Origin of the sequence: Acerihabitans sp., assembly GCF_036398755.1 — a bacterium.
In the GTDB taxonomy this organism is placed as follows: Bacteria; Pseudomonadota; Gammaproteobacteria; order Enterobacterales; family Enterobacteriaceae; genus Acerihabitans.
Map to the genome: position 1 here is coordinate 130,429 of NZ_DASWOM010000017.1, position 18,120 is coordinate 148,548.

Here is an 18,120-nt window from a genome sequence, read left to right on the forward strand (position 1 = left end):
TGCGATGAACGGGTTAGCGGTGGTGGAGATCACCAAGATGTACGGTACGCAGCCGGCGGTGGACCATATTTCCCTGCATGTGCCCCGGGGCGAGCTGGTGTGCTTCCTCGGGCCGTCGGGATGCGGCAAAACCACCCTGATGCGCATCATAGCCGGGCTGGAGCAGCCCGATTCGGGCGCCATCGTGCTGGAAGGGCAGGATATTACCCGCCGGCCGGTGCATGAACGCAATTTCGGCATGGTATTCCAGGCGCTGGCGCTATTTCCCCACCTTAGCGTGGCGGAAAATATAGGATATAGCCTGAAGATCAAGGGCATCGTGGCCAGCGAGCGCCAGGCGCGGGTCGCCGAATTATTATCCCTGATCGATCTGGACGGGGTCGGCCAGCGGCGTATCGATCAATTGTCCGGCGGCCAGCGGCAGCGGGTGGCCATTGCCCGCGCCCTGGCGCAGCAGCCGGCGGTGTTTTTAATGGATGAACCGCTGTCGGCGCTGGATGCGCGGCTGCGCGATCATATGCAACTGGAAATCCGCCGGTTGCAGCAGAAGCTGAAAATCACCACTATTTTTGTCACCCACGACCAGCGGGAAGCCATGACCATCGCCGATCGCATCGTGGTGATGGCCAACGGCCGGGTACAGCAAATCGGCACGCCCAGCGAAATTTACCACCAGCCGGCCAACCGGTTCGTCGCTAATTTTATCGGCCAGAGCAATCTGTTCGAGGTGCAATCCCTGGGCGGCGGCGAGGTACGCCTGGGCGACGCCACCCTGGCCGTGGCGCGCGTGCCGGCGGACGTGGCGGCGGGCGCCACCGCCACCTTATGCATCCGCCCGGAGGATGTGCTGCTCGGTGCGCCGGGGACCGGCCTGCTGCAGGGCGATATCGTGCAGGTGCGCGATCTGGGCAGCAGCATTGATATCCGGCTGCGCTGCCAGCACACGGATATTTTGGCCAGCACCACCGCCGCCCACTGGCGCCCGCTGTCGGCGTACACCCGTATCGGCGTCAGTTTCCCCGCCGACGCCGCGCAATTGCTCTCCCATTAGCCGCCGAGGTACGTTATGTCGACTGTTGTTCATTCCCGCGCCCCGGCGTCGCCCGTGGCGCGGCGGCGCCCCGGCTGGGGCCTGCTGTGGCCGCTGGCGATGATCCTGGTATTTATCGCCATCCCCTTTGTGCTGCTGCTGCGCGCCAGCGTTTCGCGGCTGGACCCGAACGCCATCGAGGGCAGCGGTTTTACCCTGCATGCCTACGGTCAACTGCTGCAGCCGGTGGTGCTGGACGCTATCGGGTTTTCGGTGATGCTGGCCTTTATCGTGGCCAGCATCAGTTTGCTGGTGGCGCTGCCCACCGCCTGGTCGATTGCGGGTATGTCGCGGCGCGGGCAGGTTGTCTGGCTGATTGCCCTGCTGAGCACCTTCGCCCTGTCGGAGGTGCTTATTACGTTTGCCTGGCAAATCCTGCTGTCGAAAAAGGCCGGGATTTCCAATCTGGCGGTGCTGGCGGGGCTGCTGGACAAGCCTGTTTCGCTGTTGCCCAGCTTCGGCGGCATGGTGGCCTGCATTACCTATATGGTGATCCCGTTCAATATCCTGACGCTCTATCCCGCCATGTCCCGTTTCGATCACAGTTATCTGGAGGCGGCCCGCACCCTCGGCGCCAGGCCGCTGCGCGCATTTTGCAGCGTGCTGCTGCCGCTTATCGGCAAGCCGCTCGGGGCGGCTTATATCATGAGCCTGGTTTTTACCCTGGGGTCGTACGTCGCTCCGCTGGTATTGGGCGGTCCCGGCAACTGGACCATCGGCGTGGTCATCAGTGAAACCGCCATGAGCGGACATAATATGCCGATGGCGGCGGCGATATCGGTGCTGCTGCTGGCGGTGACGCTGCTGCTGATCGGCGGCGTGGCGAAGTTCAGCGCGAAAGGGGAGACCGTATGAATCGTCTAGTGGCCTTGATGTCCCAACGCCTGCTGCTGTTGCTGCTGGCCCTGTTTATCGCCATGCCGCTGTGCGTGGTGGTGGCCATCAGTTTTAACGCCACGTCCAGGATGGTGTTTCCGCCGGACGCCTGGAGCCTGCGCTGGTATCAGGACTTTTTTTCCGATCCCGGCTGGGTGGCGGCCTTCGAACGTTCCGTGGCCATCGCCGCGCTGGCCTCGCTCCTGGCCACCAGCATCGCTTTGCCGCTGGCGTTTATCGCCTGGCAGCGGCGTTCGCGTCTGGCGCGGTTATTAAGCGGCGCCGGCACCATGCCTTTTATGCTGCCGCCGGTGATTATCGCCATCCTTTTTATGCTGTTGTGGGGGTTCTTGCGCCACGTGGGGCAGATTGAAAACACCATTATCAGCCACGGCATGACCTTTCTGGCCCTGCCGCTGGTGCTGCTCAGCCTGGGGTTTAAACAAATCGACTCCAGCCTGGTGGAGGCCGCCAGGACGCTGGGCGCGCGCCAGCGCCATATCATCAGCGGCATCGTATTGCCGCTGATTACGCCCTATATCGCATCCAGCCTGATTTTCGTCGCCATCCTGAGCATGAATGAGTATCTGATTGCCTATATGGTGGCCGGATTTACGGTTGAAACCCTGCCGGTCAAGGTGTTTTCCAGCCTGCGGACCGGTTTTACCCCCACCATGTGCGTCGGGGCGGTGCTATTTATGCTGGTCGGTCTGATGGGGTTTATCGCCATCGCCTGGCTGGACAATTTGCCCAGGCTGCTGGGCGGCAAACATTAACCTTAAAGGGAATACCATGACGGCAAAACGTAAAAATAACCCGATTATTGTCGGCCGGCCCGTGTTGATTGTGGTCGATATACAAAAAGGCGGCCTGAGCGAGGACGACACCTGCGGCATCGCCTCCATGCCGGGCATGATCCCCAACATGCAACGCGCGCGCGGCGTGATTGACGCGGCGCGCGCCAATGGGGTGCCGATTATTTTTTTACAGGAAGTCCATCGCCCGTCCGGCGTGGATTTCGGCCGCGAGCTGGACGGGGACGAGGACGAGCATTTGGTTGAAGGCTGGGAAAGCACCGAGATCGCCGCCGACGTGGTGGGACTGCGCCCGGATGATTATGTGATCCAAAAACGCCGTTATTCCGGGTTTATCGGCACCGATTTACCGATATTGCTGCGCGGATTGAAAGCGGAAACCCTGATCCTGGTAGGCGGGCTGACCAATGTGTGCATCCATTACACCTTTGCCGACGGCCATCAAAGCGATTACCACTGCCGGGTGGTGGAAGACTGCGTCGGCGGGTCGGACCTGGCGGCCCATCAGGCCGCGCTGACCGCGATGGAATATTTGCAGCACGGGGCCCGGCGCAGCGCCGTAGAGATGATTGCCGCCTTTGGCGAACACGGCCGCGGCGCATTGCCGCTGCAGGCGTCGGCGTAAACCGGAAGTCAGCTAAACAGGAGGGTTCCATGCAGACATCCCTGGTCCGCACCGCCTGGCGGGCGGTGCGTGAGGAAATAGAGCGCCACTATGGCGTGCTCTGGAATTCGCCCGAACTGCCGTGCATGGAGTACGGCGCGGCAAAGGCGCTGTGCGCATGGCTGGAAGGCCACGGATTTAGCGTGGAGCGCGGGGTTAACGGCATTCCCACCGCCTTTATCGCCCGCAAATACCTGGGGCCGGGGCCGTGCATCGGCATTCTGGCGGAGTACGATGCCCTGCCGGGGTTGGCCAACGCCTGCAGCGCGCAGCGCGCGCCGCTGCCCCAGGAGGCGGGCCATGCCTGCGGGCATAACCAGATCGGTCCCACCAATGCCGGCGCGGCCATCGCCGCCGCCGATGCGGCGCAGCGGGCGGGACTGGGCGGGGAAATCCGGGTGATCGGCTGCCCGGCGGAAGAGATCCTGTGGGGCAAGGTGGCGCTGTTTCACACCGGCGCGTTTGCCGGCTGCGACGCGCTGCTCACCTCGCACGGCGATTACCAGAACGGCGCTATCTCCCGGCCGTGCCAGTCAGCCGCCACCGGGGAATTCGTTTTTCTCGGCGAGAGCAGCCACGGCGGTTTCAATGGTAAAATCAACGCCCTGGAAGGCGCGGAAGATGCCATTGTCGCCTTGCGCGAACTGGGCCGGCGTTATGCCGATACCCCGCTTAAGCATGTGATACGCGGCAATATGCATATGGCCGGGGTGGTGCCGGACGACGTCAGGCTCTATTTTACCCTGCGTCATCCGGATGTGGCGCGGGCGCAAGAGGTGTACGATGCGGTTATCGATCTGTGCCGATCGGTGGCGGAGCGCGCCGGCCTGGCCTGGCGCCATCTGCCCATTGCCAGCTGCCGGGGCTACCTGCCCAACGCGGCGCTGGGCCAGGTGCTGTTCGACGGCCTGCGCACGGTGGGGCCGCCGCGGTGGGACGACGCGGATCTGGCCTGGATGGAGAGCCTGTCGACGGCCTGCGCGCCGGGACAGGCGATGCAACTGGACCGCGGCCTGGCCCTTTATGACGAGGGGCAGGACTACTTCTGCCAGGATGACGGCGAAGTCAGTTGGCGCATCCCCCTGGGCCGGGTGAACTGGGCGTTTCCGCAGCAGGTGCCGATCCATCATTGGGGCTGGACCGCGCTGACCGGGCATCAGGCGGGCCGGGCCGGAGCGTTAATGGCCTCGGAGGCGCTGGCCATCGCCTGCGTCCGGCTGCTGGCGCAACCGGCGCTGGTCGCCCAGGCCAAGGATGAATTAACCCGGCGCGTAGGCGGCCGGGAGTTAAGCCCGCCGCGCCTGGGCGCCTGGCTCACCCTGACCGGCAATCCGCGCAGTTTCTGGGACGCCACCTGGACCGAGGGCGAAAGCTCGGCCGATGGCGGCGCGGCCGGGTCGGCAATCGATGGGGCGACTATCAGTGGAACGGCTATCAATAAATAACGCTGGATTTCCCGAGGAAGGCTATGCAAGCGACATCTGACCCACAAGATCGGCCGGTCAAGGACCGTCCCGAAGGCATCGCCGAACGTATTTATGCGCAGCTGCGCGATGATATCTTTGAACTGCGGCTGATGCCCGGCGATCGTTTCAGCGAAGGGGATATCGCCCGGCGCATGGAAGTCAGCCGCACGCCGGTGCGCCAGGCGCTGTTTCGCCTGGAACGCGAGGGCTACCTGGAAGTGTATTTTCGCAGCGGCTGGCAGGTGCGGCCGTTTGATTTTCGTCATTTTGAAGAATTGTACGATGTCCGCATCGTACTGGAACTGGCGGCGGTGCAGCGCCTGTGCGAACGGGCGCAGGCCGATGTCTATCCGGCGCAGCTGGACGAACTGCGCGCCGCGTGGATGGTCCCCCCGGCGCGGCAGCTTACCGCCTGCGCCGACGCGTCCGCGCTGGATGAGCGCTTCCATAACGCGCTGGTGGAAACCACCGGCAACCGGCAGCTGACCACCATGCATTGGGAAGTGACCGAAAAAATCCGCATTATCCGGCGACTGGATTTTACCCAGCCGGTGCGTATCGCCGCCACCTACCAGGAGCACAACGCCATTTTGCAGGCGATCCTGGCGCGGCAACTGCCGCAGGCGCAGCGGTTGCTGACGGAGCATATACTGGCCAGTAAACTGGTGGTGCGCAATATTACATTGCACATGTTGAGCATGGCGCGCACGCCGCTATAAAAACCAACCAACCGACAAGGTAGAGATTAACCATGCCGACCTCACTCGCCGCCACCATGAAAATCTGCCGCCCCTGGCCGGGTATCATCGCGTTTTACGACGGCCGCATCGCGGGCAAGCGGCTGTATTCCGAACAGGATAATTGGCTGGATAACGGCGCCTACTCGCTGGGAACCGCCAGCTATGCCATCGTCGACGGGGCCGAGGCCGTGGTCTACGACACCCATATGACGCAGGATCACGCGCGGGTGATTCGCCGCACGCTGGAAGAGGAGGGCGTCACCTCGATTCGCGTGGTGCTCAGTCATTGGCATACCGATCACGTGGCGGGCAACCAGGTATTCGCCGACTGCGAAATCATCGCCTGCGAGCTGACCCGGCAATTGCTGATTGAACATCGGGAACAGTTGGAGCACGGCGCACCGCCCATCCGTCCGCTGATTTTACCCACCACCACCTTCGAAGGGCAATTGGCGCTGCGGGTGGGCAAGCTTGAGCTGGAACTGCGCCAGCTGGATATTCACAGCCGTGATGGCGTGCTGGTGGCGATCCCCGCGCTGCGGCTGGTGCTGGCCGGCGATACCCTGGAAGATCCCCTGACCTACGTGGCCGAGCCCGCCAGACTTAACCCTCATTTACGCGGCCTGGCGCAGTTTATGACCTGGGAATTCGACTGGATTTTACCCAATCACGGTCGTTACGCGACGATCGCGGCGGGCGGATACGGGCGCAACCTGATTACCGCCACCCAGCGTTACACCGAACGCCTGCTGGAGCTGGTCGAGCGACCGGAGCTGGCCGAACTGCCGCTGGAGGAGTTCGCCGCCGGGGCGTTCGCCACCGGGGCGATAGCCTACTTCGCGCCGTATGAACCGGTGCATCGCAATAATATCCGCCAGATGCTGGCGCTGGCCGCGGTCAAGGCAAATAGCGCCGACGGCAAATAGCGCCGGCGGCATACTGAAGCCGCGGCGCGGACTTGCGGCGCGCCGTTGGCCGTCGACGCCTGCGCCGGCCAGCGGCATTACGCGTTAACGCAGCCCGGAAGCGCGGCGCCTTTGCCGGCCGCGCGGGCCGGCACAGTCCTGGTTATTCCCCGCGGGCCTGATAGGCCTTCCAGCCGCCGAATCCGGTAATATCCCTGGCGCCTTTTAGCCCCAGCGGTTCGCAAATAAATCCTTTAACGCTGCGCCCGTCCGCTAACGTCAGGGTGCCGATGCCCAGGGGCGCCGGGATTTCGGCGACAAACTCGCCGAAGCGCGCCAAGGGTATATCCCACAGTTCCACCGCGATACTGGCCCCGGATTCCGATTTGACCAGGCCAGGCTTGGGCGGCCGGCTGTCCGCCAGGGCATACAGGCGGTAGCAGGCGGCGGTGGCGGCCTGTTCCACCAGCACGCCCTGGCGCCCGGTCAGCTGGAAATTAAGCGGCATGCCGCTCAGGTGGGCGCCCACTACCGCCACCCGCACCTGGCCGGCCGGCGCAGGCGGCGCATCCGTTCCGGCGGAGGGGGCCGGCAGCGGCAGGCCGGTGGCGCCCAGCGGTAATTGCAGGGTTTGCTGAAAGCGCAGGCCAAAGCTTGCCAGCGCATCGTCGTGCCAGGCCGGGGCCACCAGCGTAATGCCGGCGGGCAGCCCGTCGGCGCGCATCCCCGCCGGCAGCGCCAGGGCGCACAAATCCGCCAGATTGGTAAAATTGGTGTAAAAACCGAACTGCGAATTGTAGCGCACCGGTTGGTGTTTCATTTCTTCCAGGGTGCGGATAGTGGGGGAGGTGGGCACCACCAGCGCGTCATAGCCCGCCAGGGTCTGGTTGATGGTCCGCGCCAGCTCGGCGCGCAGATATTCGGCCCGCCAGGCATCGGCGGCGCTGAAATTATTGCCGTTGCCCACGATCTCCCGCACCACCGGGTCCATCGCGCCGGCGCCTTGCGCCAGCATCTCGCCCACCGCCACGGTGCGCTCCGCCACCCAGGCGCTGGCGTAGAGCTGCTCGGCCAGTTGGCTGAACGGGGCGAAATCGATGGTCTCCAGCACGGCGCCGCAGGCGGTCAAAGATTCCACTGCCTGCGCAAACGCCCGCTCGCTGTCCCGGTCGCCGAAAAATTCCAGGCGATCCGGCAGCGCAAAACGCGGGGCGGCGGGCAGCGCCGCCGGCGCGGTAAAGGGGTTATGCCGGGAATAGGCATCCCCGGCGTCGTAACCGCCGGCCGCCGCCGCCACTTCCCGCGCGTCCGCCACGGTCAGCGCTAAAATCGAGACGCAGTCATTCAGACGGCAGGCGGGCACCACGCCGCGATTGGATAACCACCCTTTGGTAGGCTTAAGCCCGACGATATTGTTAAACCCGGCCGGCACGCGCCCGGAGCCGGCGGTATCGGTGCCGAGTGCGAAAGGCACCAGGCCGCGGGCCACCACCGAGGCCGAGCCGGAGCTGGATCCGCCGCTGACATAGGCCGGATTAAAACTGTTCGGCACCACGCCGTAAGGGGAACGCGTCCCCACCAAACCGGTGGCGAACTGATCGAGATTGGTTTTGCCGACCACAATGGCTCCCGCGGCCCGCAGCCGCGCCACCACATGGGCGTCTTGCCCGGCCTGATAAATAAATCCCGGACAGGCCGCGCTGGTGGGCCAGCCGGCCACATCGATATTATCTTTGACGGCAAAGGGAATGCCGTACAGCGGCAGCGATGACCGGTCGCCGTCCAGGGCGGCCAGACGCGCTTCCAGTTCATCGAATTGCCCGGCCAGCCGATCCGCCGTGGGCAGATAAATCCAGGCGGTATCCCGCGCGTCAAACTGCGCGACCAGCGCGCTTACCGTTTCCCTGATGAGGCGCGGCGCGGCGCGCTCGCCATAAAAGTCCCGCCATGCCTGTAGAGTACCGATGGTGATAGTGTGCATAAATCGCATCCATATAGGGCGGCCTCACCGGAGCAAAGCCGCGCATTGATTATTGAGCTGGACTGGAACCCCGCGCCTAGGCCGGGAGTTCCTCAATGACCAGCAGCAGTTGCCCCGCCTGTACCTGATGTCCCGCTTGGCGGGACAAGCTGCGGATAGTGCCGGGCACCGGAGCGGGTATCGGGATTTCCATTTTCATGGATTCCAGGATACCCAGGGTTTGTCCCGCGCTGACCCGGTCTCCCGGTCGCACCAGCCACTGCCAGATATTGCCGGCCACCTGGCTGTCCACCCCGACGCAGCCCTCCGGCAGCAGTTCGGTCGCCGGCAACGGTTCATCCGGCAGCGCGCTGTCGAAGGTAAATTGTCCGTCGGCGCGCCAGCGGGCCAGTTCGGCGTCGAATGCCCGCAGGCGCCGCTGCTGGAACCCGGCGATCTCCGCCTGCTGATCCAGCAGTAATTGCTGATAGTCCGCCAGCCGGAAGCTGCCCTCCTCGATGCGCAACGGGCTTTGGCCGTAGGGAAAACGCTGGCGCAAATCCTGCAACGCCTGCGCGCTCACCGGATAAAAACGGATCTGATCGAAAAAGCGCAGCAGCCAAGGCCGGGTAAAATCCGCGGTCTGGCGATCGCGGTTCCACATTTGCACCGTGCGCCCGACAAACTGGTAGCCGCCCGGACCTTCCATGCCATAAACGCACAGATACGCGCCGCCGATGCCTACCGAGTTCTCGGCGGTCCAGGTGCGGGCCGGATTGTATTTGGTGGTCACCAGACGATGGCGCGGGTCCAGCGGCGTGGCCACCGGGGCGCCGAGATAGACATCTCCCAGCCCCATCACCAGGTAGCGGGCGCTGAAGACGATGTCCTTGACCTGCTCCACCGAGTCCAGTCCATTGATGCGGCGGATAAATTCGATATTGCTCGGACACCAGGGCGCGCCGGGACGCACCGACTGGGTATATTTTTCGATAGCCTGGCGGCAGGCGTCGTCGTCCCAGCTCAGGGGCAGCCAGACGGTGCGCGACGGCACCACCACCTGGCGTAAATCACCGAGTTCCCGTTCGCCCCGCTGCAAGTGCGCGATCAGGTCGCCGCGCGGGCAGGCCAGGCTATCAAAGTGGATTTGCAGCGAGCGGATACCCGGCGTCAGCTCCTGCACCCCGGCCAGGGCATGCTGCTCCAGCCATTGCATCAGCGCGTGGGCGCGAAACCGCAGCGTTATATCCAGAACCTGCTCGCCGTACTCCACCAGAATAAAGCGGTCGCCGGCGGCGCGGTAGGCAACCGACGGCAGCGCATCCCGCGCCGCGCGTCGCCACAGGATCGGCGGGTCAAGCTCGCCGTCGGCGGTATTTACCCGCGGCGCGCGAACGGTTTGCGCGCCGGCGGACCTCTGCTCCGGCACGGCGGCCGTATCCGCGGGCGATGGCGGCGGGTTTATTTCCCGCGCCGCAGCCGGATACATCCAGGGGGTGTCTGCGCCGGCTTCGGCTTCAGCCTCCCGGGCCAGGCGGTCGGCCTGGGCCAGGGATACCGGTACGAAACGCAGCCGGTCGCCGGACTTCAGCTGGCCCAGCCGCCACAGATCGGCGTGTATAACGGTCGCCGGGCAGACAAAACCGCCCAGCGACGGGCCATCCGGGCCGAGGATCACCGGCATATCGCCGGTAAAATCCACCGTGCCGAACGCATAGGCGTTATCGTGGATATTGGACGGATGCATACCCGCTTCGCCGCCATCGCTGCGCGCCCATTGAGGTTTGGGACCGATAAGCCGGATCCCGGTGCGGCTGGAGTTGTAATGCACCTGCCACGTGGCGGAAAAAAAACGCTCGATATCCGCCCCGGTAAAAAATTCCGGCGCCCCGTGCGGGCCGTAAATCACCCGCAGCTGGCGCACACCGTCCAAATCCGGACGCAGATGCGCCGGCAGGGGGGCGGGCAAGGCAGCGGGAAATCGCGCCGCCCCTCCCGTCCCGGGCGCCGCCAGATGCAGCACATCGCCGCTGCGCAGCGCCCGTCCCCCGTGCCCGCCGAAATGGCCGAGGGTAAAAGTGCTGCGGCTGCCGAGATATTCGGGGCACTGCAGCCCGCCGGCCAGCAGCAGATAGCTGCGGCAGCCGTCGCCGGCGATCGCCCCCAGCGCCAGCACCTGGCCGCCGCGCGCCCGGACCTGCCGCCACATGGGCAGCGGCCGGCCGTCCAGCGTCGCGTCGATAGGCGCGCCGGTAATCGCCAGCGCGCAGTCATGATTCAGACGCAGCACCGGTCCGCGCAGGGTGATTTCCAGGCCGGCGGCGCGCTCGTCGTTGCCCAGCAGCCGGTTGCCCAGGCGGAACGAACGGCTGTCGAACGGGCCTGACGGCGGCACGCCCACGTGCCAGTAGCCGGCGCGGCCGGGAAAATCCTGAATGCTGGTCAGGGTGCCGGGGGCGATAACATCCAGGGTGGCGGGGCGGTAGCGCACCGCGCCCAGCGTGGACGTCAGCACTTCGCCCCGGCGCAGCGCGGGCAGCGCCAGCAGATGGCGCAGATAACCGAGATTGGTTTCGATGCCATAAAGCGTCGTGCCGGCCAGGACGGCGGCCAGCGCCCGCAGCGCCGCGGCCCGATCCGCGCCGCGCACTATCACTTTGGCCAGCATGGGATCGTAATGGGGCGAAACGTCGCTGCCGCTCTCCACCCAACGGTCGATGCGCAGCTCGGCGCCGTCCGCCGCGGCGGGAAAATCCACCCGGCTCAGCAGCCCGGCGCAGGGGCGGAATTCTTTGGCCGGGTCCTCGGCATACAGCCTGACCTGGATGGCGTGGCCGTCAGGCGCGCCCACCGCCAGGGAAGCCAGCGGCGGCAGGCATTCGGCTCCCAGCTCCACCATCCAGCGCACCAGATCCACGCCGTAGACCATTTCGGTGACGCCGTGCTCCACCTGGAGCCGGGTATTCATCTCCAGAAAATAAAACGCTGCGCTGTCCACATCGTAGACATATTCCACGGTGCCGGCGCTGCGGTAATCGGCCGCCCGGCCCAGGCGTATGGCGGCGGCGCGCAATGCCTGGCGCACCGGCTCGGGCAGATGGGGCGCCGGGGTTTCCTCCAGCACCTTTTGGTTGCGGCGCTGCGCGGAGCAGTCCCGTTCACCCAGGGCAATCACGTTCCCTTCGCCGTCGCCGAAAATCTGCACTTCGATATGGCGCGCCGCCGCCACGAATTTTTCCAGAAACACCCCGTCGTCGGCGAAATTATTGCCCGCCAGCCGCCGGACCCGCTCAAAGGCGTCGCGCAGTGCATCGGCATCGTCGCAGCGCTGCATGCCGATGCCGCCGCCACCGGCGGTGCTTTTCAGCATGACCGGATAGCCGATGCGTTGCGCGGCGGCCAGGGCGCCGGCAACGTCCGCTAATAATCCGCTGCCCGGCAATAACGGGATCTCCTGCCGTTCGGCCAGTTCTCTGGCTCGGTGTTTCAGGCCGAAAATCCGCATTTGCTCCGCGGTGGGGCCGAGGAACACCAGATTTTGCTCAGCGCAGCGGGTGACGAATTGCGCGTTTTCGCTGAGAAAGCCATAACCGGGATGCACCGCCTGCGCCCCGCAGCGCGCGGCAATCGCCAGCAGTTTATCCTGGCAGAGATAGGTCTCGCGCACGCTGCCGTCCCCCAGGCTATGGGCTTCGTCCGCCTGGCGCACGTGCAGCGAATGCCGGTCCGCTTCGGCATATACCGCCACCGCCCGGATACCCATGGCGCGCAGCGTGCGGATAATGCGCACCGCAATGGCGCCGCGATTGGCAATCAGGATGCAATTGAACATGCTTAACTCTCTTTTAATGCCCGGCAGGTCGTCCTGCGATTATGCATGGCGCGGTTGCCGGCGGGACGTCCCGCGGCGCGCCTTGATCGGGTGCCGGTCCCGCCTACCACAGGCTCACCTCGATGGGGGTGGGGTTATAGCCGTTGCACGGGTTATTGAGCTGCGGGCAATTGGAGATCAGCACCAGCACATTCATCAGCGCCTCCAGCTCCACGTATTTACCCGGCGCGGAGATGCCGTCGGCAAAGGTCAGTCCGCCATCGGCGGTCACCGGTACATTCATGAAGAAATTGATATTATGGGTAATATCACGCTTGGTCAGGCCGTATTCGGGATGTTCGGCCACCGCCAGCATCCAGCTGTCGCGGCAGGCATGCATATGGCGCTTTTCCAGGGAGTAGCGCACGGTATTGCTCTCGGTGGCGCACGCGCCGCCCAGGGTATCATGGCGACCGCAGGTATCGGCCACGATGGCCAGCATCGGCCGGTCCTCGTTGGAACGCAGCACGCTGCCGGTGCTCAGGAACAGATTATTCTGGCCGCGCACCGTATCCATCATGCTGTAGCGTTCGGCGGTATCGTCGGCGTTAAAAAACAGGGTATCCGCCGCCTGATTTCCTTCGCAATCGGTAATGCGCAGCGTCCGGCCCGCTTCCAGGCGGTACAGCCAATAATCGCCGGCATTGATCCGTTGCCGGTAGTACGCGTCCTGATGACGCAGGGAGCTGGTGACGATCATGATGGAACTCCTGTACGGGCGGATTCGCCGAAATAATAGAGGGCATTATTGGCCATGCCGCGCTGGTTTTCCTCGCGCGCCAGACAGGCGGGGGGCAACGGGGCGCTGCCGGCCGGCAGGGCGATCTCCACCGGGCCGCGGGGATATTGCCGCGCCGCGCTGAGCGGGTGGGGGCAGGTATGCAGGATCACCAGCGTATCCATGGCGAAACGCAGCGTTACCGCCGCGCCGGGCAATGAGGCCGGCACCAGCCGCAGGTTGCCGTCGTCGTCGGCGCCGACCCGGGAAAACAGATTCACGCAGGCGGCCATGTCCCGCTTGCCCAGCCCGTACTTGGCCAGTTCCACCAGGAAACTGTCATAGCCGTTTTGGTGGCGTTCATTGCGCGCCTGCTGGTAATCCGCCGCGCCAAAACGCGCCAGGGTCGACGCGGCGTTCATGGCGCCGCATACCGTGTCGTGCCAGCCGAAATCGTCGCGTTCAATGCCGCAAAAAATGCGGCCCATATCCGAATACAGGCAGTGGCCGGCGGTCAGGCGAAACGTATGCTGGCATTTTAGGGTATCGGGGGCGTTATAGCGCTCCAGCAGGTTTTCCGGGTTATAAAACAGCAAACCCACGTTGGCGCCCCCCTGTAGATCCGTCAGGCGCAGGGCGCCGCCGCGGCGCACGCGCAGCGACCAGTGCGCACCGGCCGGTATAACCGTGCGGTATTCGGTGGTGATGTTCTCGGTCATGATGTCTCCTTTATAGCTAAAGCCGGTTCAGGCCACGTGCCGCGGCGGATAAACGCTGGCGCTGATCCGCTGTTCCAGCCCGGCCGGCGCGCGGTCCAACCGGATGTCATAGGTAATGCTGGCGCCCCAGGCGTCCGGCGCCTGGGCGTCGTGGCGTACTTTGTCGAACACCCACAGCCGCGAACCCAGGGAAAACCCCTCGCGCAAATCGTGGGTAATCATAAAAATCGTCAGCCGATGCCGCCGCCACAGATCGGTAATCAATTGGTGCATTTCGCGCCGGATGCCGGGGTCGAGCGCGCCGAACGGCTCGTCGAGCAGCAGGATGCGCGGTTTTTTAGTCAGCGCCTGCGCCAGGGCCAGGCGCTGCTGCATCCCGCCGGAAAGCTGGTGTGGATATTTATCGGCGGCATGTTCCAGCCCCACCTGTTGCAGCATGGCCCGCGCCTCGACGGCAATGGCGCGGCGCCGGGCGCCCCAGGTCCGCCCCAGCCAGCGGGCCTGGCTGAACTCGCCGCCGAGCATGACGTTTTCCAGCGCGCTCAGATGGGGGAACACCGAGTAGCGCTGAAACACCACCCCGCGATCTTCCCCCGGCTCCTGCGGAATCGGGCGGCCATCAAGCAACAGTTCGCCGCGGCTGGGCGGTTCGATGCCCAGCATCATATTCAGAAAGGTGGTTTTGCCGCAGCCGGAGGCGCCGACGATGGAGATAAATTCCCCTTCCTCCACGTCGGCGTTCATCCTTTCCAGCACGACCTGCCGGCCATAATGCTTTTCCAGCCGGCGCAGGCTTAACAGGCTCATAAGCGGTTCCTTATTTAACGTGATACCAGGGCCAGCAGCGGCGGCTGGCGCCACGCAGCACGGCGTCCAGGGCGAAGGCCAGCAGCGTGATCCAGGCCACGTAAGGCAAAATGACGTCCATGGCCAGATACCGGCGCATCAGGAAAATGCGATAGCCCACCCCCTCGGTGGAGGCGATCGCTTCGGCGGCGATCAGGAACAGCCAGGCGGACCCCAGGGATAAGCGCACCGCCTCCAGCAGCCTGGGCAGTATCTGCGGCAGGATCACCCGCCAGAGGATCTGCGCGCTGTGGGCGCTCAGCGTCTGCGCCTTGATCAACTGCTCGGGCGGAATGCTTTCCACCCGCTGCTGTAAATCCCGGGCGATAAACGGCGTGACGCCGATAACGATCAGCATGACTTTGGATAACTCCCCCAGGCCGAAGCAGATAAACAGGATCGGCAGGATCGCCAGCGGGGGGATCAGCGCCGCCAGCATCACCAGCGGCGACAGCGCCGCCCTGACCAGCGGCAGCGCGCCGCAGAACAGCCCGAAAAGCAGGCCGGCCAGCGCGCTGATGGCCATGGCCGACAGCAGGCGGGTCAGGCTGGCCAGGGTATCGGCCCACAGCAGGTACAAGCCGGTGCGCGGGTCGGGTTGCAACGCCATGCGATAGATGGCATCGCCCATGCTATTAAAGCCCGGCAGCAGTTTATCGGCGGCATTGGCCGTCAGGCGGGCATCCGACGCAATCAGATAGACCAGCAGCAGTAACAGCAGCGGCAAAACGCCCAACAGGCTGCGGGAAAGCCGCTGCGGTTGATAGTTGATCAGCTTGCGCATCGGAAGACTCCTGGTTTACAGCTGGCCAGCGGCGGCCAGCTTCACGAACGTATCGGTGAAACGCAGCTTGATATTGGCGGCGTTGCCCCATGCCCCGGCCGGCGCGCTGATGCCGACCACGTCGGCGCCCGGCGCCCCGTTGCCCAGCAGTCCGTGCTTAAACGAGAACTCCGCGACCGATTGCATGGTGGCGAGCAGGTTTTTCCCCTGGACGAATTCCAGCGCCTGCCGCGGGTCCTTGAACAAAAAGGTGGCCGCCAGCTGCTGGTCGAAGCCCGCCAGATCGGTGCCCGACGCCTGACCCATCATGGTTCTGGCCGCGATGGCGGCGGCGCCGTCGCCGCTGATGGCGCCCAAGGTTTCATACCAGGCGCCGGTCAGGGCCTTGCCCAGTTCCGGATGCGCCTTGAGCCGGTCGCTATTAACCACCAGCAGGTCGAGGATTTCGCCGGGGATTTGAGCGGAAGAGAAGATTTCATGGCTATCGGGCTGCTGTTTGGCCGCGGCCAGCAGCGGATTCCAGGTGACGATGGATTTCACTTCGGGCGTGCTGAACGCCGCCACCAGATCGGCGTCGGCGGTGTTGACCACCTTGATATCTTTTTCGCTCATGCCGTTTTTCGCCAGCGCGCGGGCCAACAGGTAATGGGATACGGACAGTTCCACCAGGTTGACCGGCTGGCCTTTCAGCGAGCGGATATCCCCCTGGCCCTTGAGCAGGATGCCGTCATTACCGTTGGAATAATCGCCGACGATAAGCGCGGTGCTGTCGACGCCGCCGACGGCGGGAATGGTCAGCGCGTCCATATTGGTCATGGTGCAACCGTCGAAACCGCCCGAGGTATACTGATTAACGGATTCGATGTAATCGTTGACCTGAACGAACTGAATATCGATGCCATATTTATCGGCCCATTTTTTTACGATCCCCGATCGCTGGGCGAAATCCCATGGCATCCATCCGGCATAAATGGACCAACAGATTTTAAAGGCGGGTTTATCGGCGGCGGACGCCACCTGGCTGAACACGACGGCTAAGGAGAGCGCGCAGGGCAATAAATATCGTTTGAAAAGCGTTATCATAAACACCTCTGACGTTGACAAAGACAAATAGACACAGGAGGGCAGCGGCGAGAACTCGTCTCGCCTTGGCCTCCCGGGCTTTTATCCCGCCGTGTAACCGCCAGAGGGTATTAACCGTCAAATGGTGGTCGGTCGCTCTCGGACCAGACATTCGATAAACGAACCGGAACCCTAGTGACCTGTTGTAGATTGTATGGCAACACCGGTCACCCGCTGTCGCTCCTGCCCTTTGTCTAAAGCAAAAAACCTGCCATTTCCTATCATCGGCCGGCGGGGTCAAGTGACCTCTATCAATATAATCAATATTTATCAATAGGTTATATCATATTGGGCGACATTTTTTCTGATAAAAAAAGACCAAAGCCGCGCGGCGCATCGCCGTATTCTTGCGCGCGCGGCCAAAAAAACGGCCGGACGGGCGGGCGGATGCACTAAAAGGGGATGGCTGCACCTTGGCGGGGCGAAGATGCGGGCGGCGGCTGAACGGGGCGGGACGCTGAAAAATTTTAACATGCGCGTGGAACCGGGACAGATGTGCCCACACGGCCATTATCTGAAGCCAACGCGTCAGCCGCCGGTATTTTCTGTGTGTACGGGCGATTATCCCGCAGGGTCCATCATCCCCGCGCACGACGATGTACTCGGCCCACCGCGATCGGCATGGCGGAATGTGTTGTGGACGATGAGCGGCGCTTGCTGGTACACTGGTTATAATTACAGTTATGGAGGCGGTTATGGCTATTGAAATAAAATTTGTGGTCGTCAGAAAAGGTGAAGAAAAAATGACATTTGCCAGTAAGAAAGAAGCCGAGGCCTACGACAAGATGCTCGATATGGCCGAAGCGTTCAGCCACTGGTTGTTGAACAGCGTAACGCAACTGGATGAAACACAGGCTGAAAATCTGGGTCTTTATCTGGCCGAGCATAAAGATGACGTTCAGCATATCCTGCGTACCAGCAAATCGCCGGAGGCCGCCGGCGCTCAGGCTGCTGCGGATGAGCCGGAAAGCGACGAAGCCGATGCCGACACAAAAAAAATCAGAGCGGTGAAAGCGGCCTGATCGCCTCCGACGAGGGTACGCGTTCGAAACAGCGCCGTTAGTGGTAACTCTTACGGCGTTGATGTCTTAACAGGCAGCTCATTTCCGCCAGAACACATTTTTTGGCCAGTCCGGTTCTCTCGCCAGATTGCCCTGTCGGCGCTCTTCGCTATCGGAGCCAATCGAACGCCCACCCCCATTATTTTCAGATGATAAGCCGGAAATTTGGTCGCGACCCGCACCAGACCGGGCGCATGTTATTCCCGGCAATGCACGAATAGCGGAATTATAATGCCGTTGTTGAATATGTGACCGGCATCATATTCAAATAATTGCCGGCCGCAGTGTGCCGGCATCTTAATAATGGTATTCTTTAACTTCCGCCGTTGATGATGTAGCGTCGCGGATATTGGGGTCTCCAGAAAACTTTATATCATGGGGGGTTAAAATAAATTTTTTATGCCTTCGAAATTATTAAGGACCAAATATAACAGCACGCTGTTTGTTCATCACGGCGGCCCGATTAAAGGCGGCCCGCGCGAC

The 18,120-nt window shown here is 63.2% G+C and carries 15 protein-coding genes and 1 riboswitch; of the genes, 8 read left to right on the plus strand and 7 right to left on the minus strand.

What is annotated here, in order from left to right; translation table 11 throughout:
- Positions 1–4 precede the first annotated feature (4 nt).
- The 7 genes from VGC33_RS03340 to VGC33_RS03370 are packed head-to-tail and all read left to right on the plus strand — an operon-like array spanning position 5 to position 6,577.
- Entirely contained in the window at positions 5–1,051 is a 1,047-nt protein-coding gene (locus VGC33_RS03340) for an ABC transporter ATP-binding protein (protein WP_331119013.1), read from the plus strand.
- Between the two features lie 15 nt (positions 1,052–1,066).
- Entirely contained in the window at positions 1,067–1,945 is an 879-nt protein-coding gene (locus tag VGC33_RS03345; protein WP_331119015.1) for an ABC transporter permease, read from the plus strand.
- Positions 1,942–2,742, plus strand: coding sequence for an ABC transporter permease (locus VGC33_RS03350; RefSeq protein WP_331119017.1), 801 nt, complete (start codon positions 1,942–1,944; stop codon positions 2,740–2,742). The genes VGC33_RS03345 and VGC33_RS03350 overlap by 4 nt, the downstream gene beginning before the upstream one ends.
- Before the next feature lie 16 nt (positions 2,743–2,758).
- Positions 2,759–3,406: a cysteine hydrolase family protein gene (locus VGC33_RS03355; RefSeq protein ID WP_331119019.1), complete on the plus strand. Its 648-nt coding sequence runs from the start codon at positions 2,759–2,761 to the stop codon at positions 3,404–3,406.
- Positions 3,407–3,435: 29 nt separating this feature from the next.
- A complete protein-coding gene (locus VGC33_RS03360; protein ID WP_331119021.1) occupies positions 3,436–4,890 on the plus strand; it encodes a zinc-binding metallopeptidase family protein in 1,455 nt (484 codons plus the stop codon).
- A 23-nt stretch (positions 4,891–4,913) separates the two neighbouring features.
- A complete protein-coding gene (locus VGC33_RS03365) occupies positions 4,914–5,630 on the plus strand; it encodes a GntR family transcriptional regulator (protein WP_331119023.1) in 717 nt (238 codons plus the stop codon).
- A 32-nt stretch (positions 5,631–5,662) separates the two neighbouring features.
- On the plus strand, positions 5,663–6,577 hold the full coding sequence (locus VGC33_RS03370; RefSeq protein WP_331119025.1) for an MBL fold metallo-hydrolase: 915 nt from the start codon (positions 5,663–5,665) through the stop codon (positions 6,575–6,577).
- A gap of 142 nt (positions 6,578–6,719) precedes the next feature.
- On the opposite strand, the gene atzF is transcribed toward VGC33_RS03370, so the two are convergent.
- The 7 genes from atzF to VGC33_RS03405 form a co-directional block, all read right to left on the minus strand.
- Complete coding sequence (gene atzF / locus VGC33_RS03375; RefSeq protein WP_331119027.1) at positions 6,720–8,537, minus strand: allophanate hydrolase; 1,818 nt, start codon at positions 8,535–8,537, stop codon at positions 6,720–6,722.
- A 76-nt stretch (positions 8,538–8,613) separates the two neighbouring features.
- On the minus strand, positions 8,614–12,348 hold the full coding sequence (gene uca / locus VGC33_RS03380; protein WP_331119029.1) for an urea carboxylase: 3,735 nt from the start codon (positions 12,346–12,348) through the stop codon (positions 8,614–8,616).
- Positions 12,349–12,451: 103 nt separating this feature from the next.
- Entirely contained in the window at positions 12,452–13,087 is a 636-nt protein-coding gene (locus VGC33_RS03385) for an urea amidolyase associated protein UAAP2 (RefSeq protein ID WP_331119031.1), read from the minus strand.
- Positions 13,084–13,824, minus strand: a complete 741-nt coding sequence (locus VGC33_RS03390; RefSeq protein WP_331119033.1) for an urea amidolyase associated protein UAAP1 — start codon at positions 13,822–13,824, stop codon at positions 13,084–13,086. The genes VGC33_RS03385 and VGC33_RS03390 overlap by 4 nt, the downstream gene beginning before the upstream one ends.
- Before the next feature lie 27 nt (positions 13,825–13,851).
- On the minus strand, positions 13,852–14,631 hold the full coding sequence (locus tag VGC33_RS03395) for an ABC transporter ATP-binding protein (RefSeq protein WP_331119034.1): 780 nt from the start codon (positions 14,629–14,631) through the stop codon (positions 13,852–13,854).
- Positions 14,632–14,641: 10 nt separating this feature from the next.
- The gene (locus tag VGC33_RS03400) at positions 14,642–15,454 is read right to left on the minus strand and encodes an ABC transporter permease (protein ID WP_331119036.1); all 813 of its coding nucleotides are present in this window, start codon (positions 15,452–15,454) and stop codon (positions 14,642–14,644) included.
- 15 nt (positions 15,455–15,469) lie between these two features.
- Positions 15,470–16,537 (minus strand): putative urea ABC transporter substrate-binding protein, encoded by a 1,068-nt coding sequence (locus VGC33_RS03405; RefSeq protein ID WP_331119039.1) that lies wholly within the window; start codon positions 16,535–16,537, stop codon positions 15,470–15,472.
- A 68-nt stretch (positions 16,538–16,605) separates the two neighbouring features.
- Positions 16,606–16,723: riboswitch (guanidine-I (ykkC/yxkD leader) on the minus strand.
- Between the two features lie 548 nt (positions 16,724–17,271).
- Here VGC33_RS03405 and VGC33_RS03410 point away from each other — a divergent pair.
- Positions 17,272–17,598: a YebG family protein gene (locus tag VGC33_RS03410; RefSeq protein WP_331119041.1), complete on the plus strand. Its 327-nt coding sequence runs from the start codon at positions 17,272–17,274 to the stop codon at positions 17,596–17,598.
- Positions 17,599–18,120: the final 522 nt, after the last annotated feature.